Source organism: Rhizobium sp. 10N427 (assembly GCF_056394605.1).
This window is the reverse complement of record NZ_JBFTID010000012.1, coordinates 169,889-177,322: the sequence shown is the minus strand read 5'-3', so window position 1 is coordinate 177,322 and position 7,434 is coordinate 169,889. Positions and strand designations below refer to the sequence as shown.

Annotated in this window: 6 protein-coding genes, 1 tRNA gene and 1 rRNA gene; 7 read left to right on the top strand and 1 reads right to left on the bottom strand. The window is 60.0% G+C overall.

Annotated features, from left to right (window positions below):
- Window positions 1-7 precede the first annotated feature (7 nt).
- From rrf to AC1DIJ_RS22865, 3 genes are all read left to right on the top strand, one after another.
- A 5S ribosomal RNA gene (rrf, locus tag AC1DIJ_RS22875) occupies window positions 8-122 on the top strand.
- 318 nt (window positions 123-440) lie between these two features.
- A tRNA-Met gene (locus tag AC1DIJ_RS22870) sits at window positions 441-517 on the top strand.
- A gap of 307 nt (window positions 518-824) precedes the next feature.
- Window positions 825-2,006: an adenylate/guanylate cyclase domain-containing protein gene (locus AC1DIJ_RS22865; protein WP_112390079.1), complete on the top strand. Its 1,182-nt coding sequence runs from the start codon at window positions 825-827 to the stop codon at window positions 2,004-2,006.
- Window positions 2,007-2,156: 150 nt separating this feature from the next.
- Here AC1DIJ_RS22865 and AC1DIJ_RS22860 read toward each other — a convergent pair whose 3' ends face one another.
- Complete coding sequence (locus AC1DIJ_RS22860; RefSeq protein WP_162698762.1) at window positions 2,157-2,858, bottom strand: GntR family transcriptional regulator; 702 nt, start codon at window positions 2,856-2,858, stop codon at window positions 2,157-2,159.
- 199 nt (window positions 2,859-3,057) lie between these two features.
- Between AC1DIJ_RS22860 and AC1DIJ_RS22855 the strand changes: the two genes are divergently transcribed.
- The 4 genes from AC1DIJ_RS22855 to AC1DIJ_RS22840 all read left to right on the top strand — a co-directional run bounded on the left by AC1DIJ_RS22855 (window position 3,058) and on the right by AC1DIJ_RS22840 (window position 7,421).
- The gene (locus tag AC1DIJ_RS22855; RefSeq protein WP_310301387.1) at window positions 3,058-4,506 is read left to right on the top strand and encodes an aldehyde dehydrogenase family protein; all 1,449 of its coding nucleotides are present in this window, start codon (window positions 3,058-3,060) and stop codon (window positions 4,504-4,506) included.
- Between the two features lie 140 nt (window positions 4,507-4,646).
- Complete coding sequence (locus tag AC1DIJ_RS22850) at window positions 4,647-5,597, top strand: sugar ABC transporter substrate-binding protein (protein ID WP_112390077.1); 951 nt, start codon at window positions 4,647-4,649, stop codon at window positions 5,595-5,597.
- A gap of 67 nt (window positions 5,598-5,664) precedes the next feature.
- Window positions 5,665-6,684 (top strand): ABC transporter permease, encoded by a 1,020-nt coding sequence (locus AC1DIJ_RS22845; RefSeq protein ID WP_310301216.1) that lies wholly within the window; start codon window positions 5,665-5,667, stop codon window positions 6,682-6,684.
- Window positions 6,684-7,421 carry an ATP-binding cassette domain-containing protein gene (locus tag AC1DIJ_RS22840; RefSeq protein ID WP_112390075.1) on the top strand — a complete coding sequence of 246 codons (738 nt, stop codon included), beginning with the start codon at window positions 6,684-6,686 and terminating at the stop codon, window positions 7,419-7,421. Before AC1DIJ_RS22845 ends, AC1DIJ_RS22840 begins: the two co-directional genes overlap by 1 nt.
- The last annotated feature ends 13 nt before the right edge of the window (window positions 7,422-7,434 follow it).

Sequence of the window (7,434 nt, the reverse complement as noted above, 5' to 3'; positions counted from 1 at the left end):
TCGCTGACCTGGTGGTCATGGCGGGGTGGCTGCACCCGTTCCCATTCCGAACACGGCCGTGAAACGCCCCAGCGCCTATGGTACTTCGTCTTAAGACGCGGGAGAGTCGGTCGCTGCCAGGTCTGCAAAACGCAACTAATCTTCTCATCGCATTCTACGGCCCAAAGCCGATCAAAGGGCCGCTCGCAAAGCGGCCTTTTTGGTTTGAAGCCCTATATCAGACTGAAAAATCGGCGCATCAGATCTATAATGGTGCGTCCATTACAGGAGACAACTCCTTCGGAGTTGCTCCGGCAAGACGACGGAAACGTCGTACGGGAGCAACAGCTTCGCTGTTGCCCCGGCAGTACGACAAACCGCAAAGCGGTTCGTCGATGTCAGGATAAACCGCGTCGCGGTTTACCTGGACGGTATTTTGCCTTTCGGCAAAAACCTGGTAACGCGGGGTGGAGCAGCCCGGTAGCTCGTCAGGCTCATAACCTGAAGGCCGCAGGTTCAAATCCTGCCCCCGCAACCATTATTCCGGTCCCCCAACTCTCCAAAAGCCAACCTGAACACGTCTTATCGCTGGCGGAAAAGCTTCGCTTTCCCTCGCGATGCTAGCTCCACGTGCCCTGAAGCTCACCTGCCCCGCAACCAAATGGACGGTATTCGCAGGATTCCAATCAAGATCGCATCCTAGATTACGCGGAGGCCAGGGCGGCTTTCTGGCCTTTTACCAAACGGCGCCATCGGCTTTCTCGCCGACATTTTCGTCAGCAAAAGTTCGACAAAGACCTGTGCATCCGGCAGGATCTTCTATCCATCCCCATGGAGGAGAATGCATGCCAAGGCTGGGCGGTCTCATAACCTGGATCATCGCGACAGGACTTGCCACCGATGATATCGACGCATTGCTCGACGGTGTTGCATCGCGTTTGATCGAAGCGGGCTATCCGCTTATTCGCGCGTCGATCGCAATGCCGTCGATCGACCCGAAGCAACGAGGCTTTTCGGTTGCCTGGTATCGCTCGTCGGGCATTTCGAAGGAAATCCAAGAGCACGGCGAGGAGGGGGATGCGCTCTTCCAACGATCGCCAATCTCCTATCTGCTGCAAAACCAGCTCGAGTTTGTTCGGTGGGCGCTGCCCGCGAACGCCGATACACCGCCGTTTCCAGTTCTGATGGAGCTCAGTGATCAAGGTGCGACCGAGTTTGTCATGAAGATCGCTCCCTTCCCCGGGGGGACCGCCCTGGCGGGAGCAAGCTTTTCGTTGGCGACCGACCAGGCCGGTGGCTTTTCCGAAAGCCAGATTGCCGGGTTTGAAAGCATCATGCCTGCGATGGCGCTCGCCTGCTGCCGGATTGCCACCACTCGCGTGGCAAAGGATGTGCTTGCCGCCTATACCGGGGAGAGAACAAGCGAGCTCATTCTGACTGGCCAGACCCAGCGCGGGGGCGGAACGGCGATCTTCGCCGCGATCCTTCTTGCCGACCTGAAGAATTTTACCTCCTTGAACGAACAGTACGAGCCGAACCTCATCGTCGATTGGCTAAACGAACACTTCGAAGCGATCGGACGGCCGGTCATTGATGAGGGCGGCGAGATTTTGAAGTTCATGGGTGACAGCCTTCTGGCCATTTTTCCGGCGCAAGCAGGCGACACGAGGTCAGCATGCGCAATGGCTCTAGCGGCCGCGCAAGGTGCAATACGATTGAACGAAAAGCTGAATGACCGCAGACGAGCGCGCGGCGAACCCGAGATTCCCGTCGATATTGCGCTTCATCTCGGCGAGATCTTCTACGGCAATGTCGGGACAGATCGCAGGCTCGATTTCACGGTCATCGGCAGAGCTGTCAACGAGGTGGCGCGGATCGAAAAATTGGCTGATAGTCTCGAATGCAACCTGCTCGCTTCGGCACTCTTTGCCTCTCAAACCGGCAATGCCTTCAGGCCCGCCGGCCATTTCAAGCTGAAGGGTGTAGAGCTTCCGGTTGAGATATTTACCTGGAAGGGCGAACAGTAGACACTCGCCGTCCGAAGCGGTGGCGCACAAGCGCAGCTGTATTGACGTCGATCTGGTCCAGCTCAACGCTGCGCCGCGGTCCAGCGTACGCTTCTGTCTGTCCAATGATCAGATCGCAGGCGTCAGGCTGAAATCAACAAGACCTGAGACTCATTCGAACAGGTCAGGATGATCGGCTTCGATCTGTGGCAGGTCTGACAGGATGCCGTTCAGATGCGCTCTCATCGCTGAGGCCGCCGCCTCGGCGTCACGCGTATCGATGGCTTCAATAATGGCCTGGTGTTCGGCAATCAGCCGCATCATCGAATCCGGATGGCGGAGCTGCAGATTGCAGACACGGTCCATATGGGCCTTGATGTCCGAAATCGCGTTCCATGCAAGGCTGCAGCCGGCACCTTCGGCGATCGCGATATGGAACTGTTCATCTTCCCGGCGAAACGCGTTGTGATCCTCGGCTTGCATGGCCGACGTCTGCCTGGCGATAATCGTGTCGATACGCCGCCGCGTCCATGTGTCGAAGCTCTCGCTGGCCCTGCGGGCGACGGCAGTCTCGAGTGCCTCGCGGACAAAGCGCGCTTCCATCATCTGGCGCGCGGAGATGCGCACGACGACGGTGCCGCGGTTCGGACGGATCTCGACAAGCTTTGATTTCCCGAGCGCGATGAGCGCCTCGCGCACCGGCTGGCGCGACACGCCCATGCGGGTGGCGAGATCCTGTTCGGACAGCCGCGTGCCTGGCGCCAATTCCAGCTGGATAATCAATTCGCGTAGGTCGCGCTCGACCTGGGCAGCGGCTGTCTCACCCGTTTCGACTTTCAGGGATTCCACGTTCATATTCTTGGCCGCCGTCATGCGTTGACGTCCATCTAAAACCACCATACAGTACCATACAATTCAAACGCAACATAAATCCGGCAATCTCGAAGCCGGGCAAACAGGGAGGGGCCGGCGCCGCATGTCCGGCCTTTGAAAAGCAGTGCTATCCAATCTGTCCAACTTCATCGCGCCCGACTCCAGCGACCCGCGTCTTCGCATTAAATCCCGCTATCAGATGCTTGTCGATGGCAAGTCGATCGAGGCCTCTTCCGGCAAGACGATAGACCGCGTCAGCCCTGGCCATTCCGGCGTGGTGGTGGGCACCTGGCCGGATGCATCGGCCGATGACGTGAAGGCGGCGATCGCGGCGGCGCGGCGGGCCTTCGATACCGGGCCGTGGCCCCGCATGTCGGGCGCCGAGCGTTCGCGGCTCATGTTCAAGGTCGCCGATCTCATCCTGCAGAAGCAGGAGGAGCTGACGCTGATCGAAAGCCTCGAGGTCGGCAAGCCGATCGCTCAGGCGCGTGGCGAAATCGGGTTCTGCGCCGATCTCTGGTCCTATGCAGCGGGGCAGGCTCGTGCGCTCGAGGGGCAGTCCCACAACAACATCGGCGACGATCGGCTTGGGCTGGTGCTGCGGGAGCCGGTCGGCGTCGTCGGTATCATCACGCCGTGGAATTTCCCCTTCATCATTGCCTCGGAGCGCGTTCCCTGGGCGATCGGCGCGGGCTGCACCGTGGTGCTCAAGCCTTCGGAATTTACATCGGGCACCTCCATCCGCATGGCCGAACTCGCACGCGAGGCAGGCATCCCGGACGGCGTTTTCAATGTCGTCACCGGTTACGGCGATCCGGCCGGCCAGGTTCTCGCTGAAGACCCCGGTACGGATATGGTCGCATTCACCGGCTCGGTGCGCGTTGGCACGAAGCTCGGAGAAATCGCGGCGCGGAGCGTCAAGCGGGTCGGTCTAGAGCTCGGCGGCAAGGGGCCGCAGATCGTCTTTGCCGATGCCGATCTGGAAGCGGCTGCCGATGGTATCGCCTATGGTGTCTACCACAATGCCGGCCAATGCTGCATTTCCGGCAGCCGCCTGCTTGTGCAGGAGGGTATCCGCGATGCCCTGATGGAGCGGCTCCTCGACATCTCGCGCAAGGTTACGTTTGGCGATCCCTTGAATGAGCGCACCAAGATCGGGGCGATGATCTCCGAGGCTCATGCGCAGAAGGTTCACTCCTATGTCGAAGCGGGCGTCGAGGCGGGTGCAGAACTGCTGCTCGGCGGAACGCGGGCGGGCGAGGGGGCGGGCCTCTACTACGCGCCGACCGTCTTTGCAGGCGTCACGCCCGACATGTCGATCGCTCGCGAGGAGATATTCGGTCCTGTGCTGTCGACGCTGACGTTCAAGACAGCGGATGAGGCGGTGTCGATCGCCAATGCCAGCGAATACGGGCTCTCGGCTTCCGTGTGGTCCACCAATCTGGAGACCGCGCTGCAGAGTATCCGCCGCATTCGCGCCGGACGCTGCTGGATCAATAGCGTCATCGACGGAACACCGGAAATGCCGATCGGCGGCTACAAGAAGAGCGGCCTGGGGCGCGAACTTGGCCGCTACGGCTTCGACGAATATTCGCAATTCAAGGGAATTCACGTGACGCTGGGTCGCCCGGCGCCATGGTTCAGCTAGGCACGTGAACGAAGCCTGACACAGGAGGAGGGCTGCAACACTTGGGGGAAATCCCGGCTGGCGCGATCTTTGGTCGGAGCTCGCCAGCCGGGAATTGGGTCTTTCGACCCGCATTGCACATCCAAAGGGAGGATACGCAAATGAAATTGACCAGACTGAAATCCGCGGCACTTGCCGCGGCATGGGTAGCCTTGTGCTCGACGACTGCACTTGCAGCCGACGTCAAGGCGACGATGATCATCTACCTCGATCCGAGCGTCCAGTTCTTTAACCCGGTGGTGAAGGGTGCACAAGACGCGGCGGCTCAGTTCGGTGTCGATCTCGACGTCCAATATGCCAACAACGACCCGGTACGCCAGAACGATCTGATCGAGAGCGCGACGGCAAGCGGTGTCGATGGGATCGCAGTTGCGATTTCATCGTCGGATGCATTCGACAGCAGCATTTGCTCGGCGGTCAAGGCAGGCATCATCGTCATAGGTTTCAACAACGATGACCTCGAAGGCGCCAAGGGAAATTGCCGCCAGGCCTATGTCGGCATGGATGAATTTGCGTCCGGCTATGAACTCGGCAACCGCATGATCAAGGAGTTTGGTCTGAAGTCGGGCGATGTGGTCTTCAACCCGCGGGAAATCCCGGAAGCCAGCTTTGCGGTGGCCCGTGGGGGCGGCATCGAAAAGGCGATGACCGAGGCAGGCATCAAGGTCGAAACGGTTCGCGCCGGCCTCGACCCGGCCGAAGCCCAGAATATCATCGCCCAGTTCCTGATCGCCAACCCGAACGTCAAGGCATTGTTCGGCACGGGTTCGGTGACCTCCACGGTCGGTGCAGGCGCCATCAAGGATGCAGGGGTCAAGATACCCTTTGGCGGGTTCGACCTTGCGGTTGAGATCGTCAATGCGGTCGAAAGCGGCGCGATGTTCGCCACCATGGATCAGCAGCCCTATCTGCAGGGCTATCACCCGATCGCCCAGATTGCTCTGGCGAAGAAATATGGTCTGACGCCGACGGACATCGACACCGGGCAGGGCGCCTTCCTCGACAAGTCGCGGATTGGATCCGTCAAGCCTCTGATCGGAACCTACCGGTAATCCGATCCGACGAGCCTGCCGGCAGACCGGCAGGCTCCAGCTTTACCAAAAGATCGAGTCAAAAACCGTGACACCTATTATCGCAGACAGTGCCGCGCCACGCTCGCGGACCCAAAAGCAATCCGTTCTCAAGCAGATCATGGCGATGCCGGCGGGAGCGATCCTTCTCGTTTTCGTCGCACTGCAGATCGCCTGCATTCTCGGAGCGCTGCTCTATCCGGATGACTTTCGCTATCTCTCGCCACAGAACCTGACCATCCTGATGAAGGCGGTGCCCGTTCTCGGCTGCCTGGCGCTCGGCGCCGGCGTGCTGATGATCGCCGGGGAATTCGACCTCTCGATCGGTTCGGTCTACACGTTCACCGCAATCCTGATGGCGACATTGGTCGGCGCCGGCGTCAGCGCCTTCATCGCCGCCCCGGCCGGCATTGCCGCCGGCATGATGATCGGGCTCCTCAATGGCCACATCACCTTACGCTTCGGCCTTCCGTCTTTCATCGTCACCCTTGGTGGCCTGCTGTTCTGGCGCGGCGCGGTACTGCTCTACAATGGTGCCGTGCAGGTTCGTTTCGACCCTGACGCGGTCTTTTCCGCACTCTTCTCGGGAACGTTTCTCGGGATCAATGCGGCGTTCATCTGGATCGTGCTGTTCGTTATCGGCTTTCATTTCCTGACGCACCGCCACCGCTTCGGCAACCATGTCTTCGCAACGGGCGGCAATCGTGCAGCAGCCGAGGCCATCGGCATCAACACCAGCCGCGTCAAGCTCATCGCGTTCGCGATTGCCGGCGCCATGGCTGCGATGGCGGGCATCCTAGCCACCGCCCGTGTTGGCAGCGTGCAGCCGGGGCAGGGCGCCGGGCTCGAACTGCAGGCGATTGCCGCCTGCGTCATAGGCGGGCTCTCGTTGCGGGGCGGGCGCGGCTCGATCGCCGGCATTTTCCTCGGCGTCCTGCTGATCCACACGATGACCGACGTGCTGCTGCTTCTGAGAGCCCCGGGTTTCTATCTCGACATGTTCATCGCCACGCTCATCGTACTGGCGGCGATCTTCAATCAACTCATCGAGCGGCGGGCGGGCGTCTGATGTCGAAAGAAAATCTTCTTGAACTCCACAATATCTCGAAAAGCTTCGGTGCGCTGACGGCCTTGAGCAACCTGAGCTTCCATATCGGCGAAGGGGAGGTGGTGGGTCTGCTCGGCGACAACGGCGCCGGAAAATCGACCGCCGTCAATCTGATCTCCGGCATCCACAAGCCGACGGATGGCTATATCAGCGTCGACGGAAAGCGCACGCTGTTCACATGCCGGTCCGATTCTGCGGAGGCGGGTATCGAGACTATCTACCAGCATACGGCACTGGTCGATTCCCTCTCCATCACCCGCAACATCTTCATGGGCCGCGAACTGACCGATCGGTTCGGCTTCCTGCGGCAAGCAGAGATGCGCGACATCGCGATGGAGGTTCTTACGAACGCCGTTCATATTTCGGGTATCGATTCACCCGACACCCTCGTCGGTAATCTTTCCGGTGGACAGAAGCAGGCGGTGGCCATTGCCCGCGCGGTCCATTTCAAGAAGCGCGTCCTGCTGCTCGACGAGCCGACCTCCGCACTTTCAGTGCGGGAAACGGAAGCGCTCCTTAATCAGGTCTTGAAGCTCAAGGCCGAGAACGTTTCCAGCGTGCTCGTCACCCATAATCTCTATCACGCCTTCCAGGTCTGCGACCGGTTCGTGATCATGAGCCATGGCACGAAGGTCTTCGATGTCCCGAAGTCGGAAACAACCGTCGGGCAACTCACCGAATATGTCGTGCTCAATTGAGCGGCGATTGCAC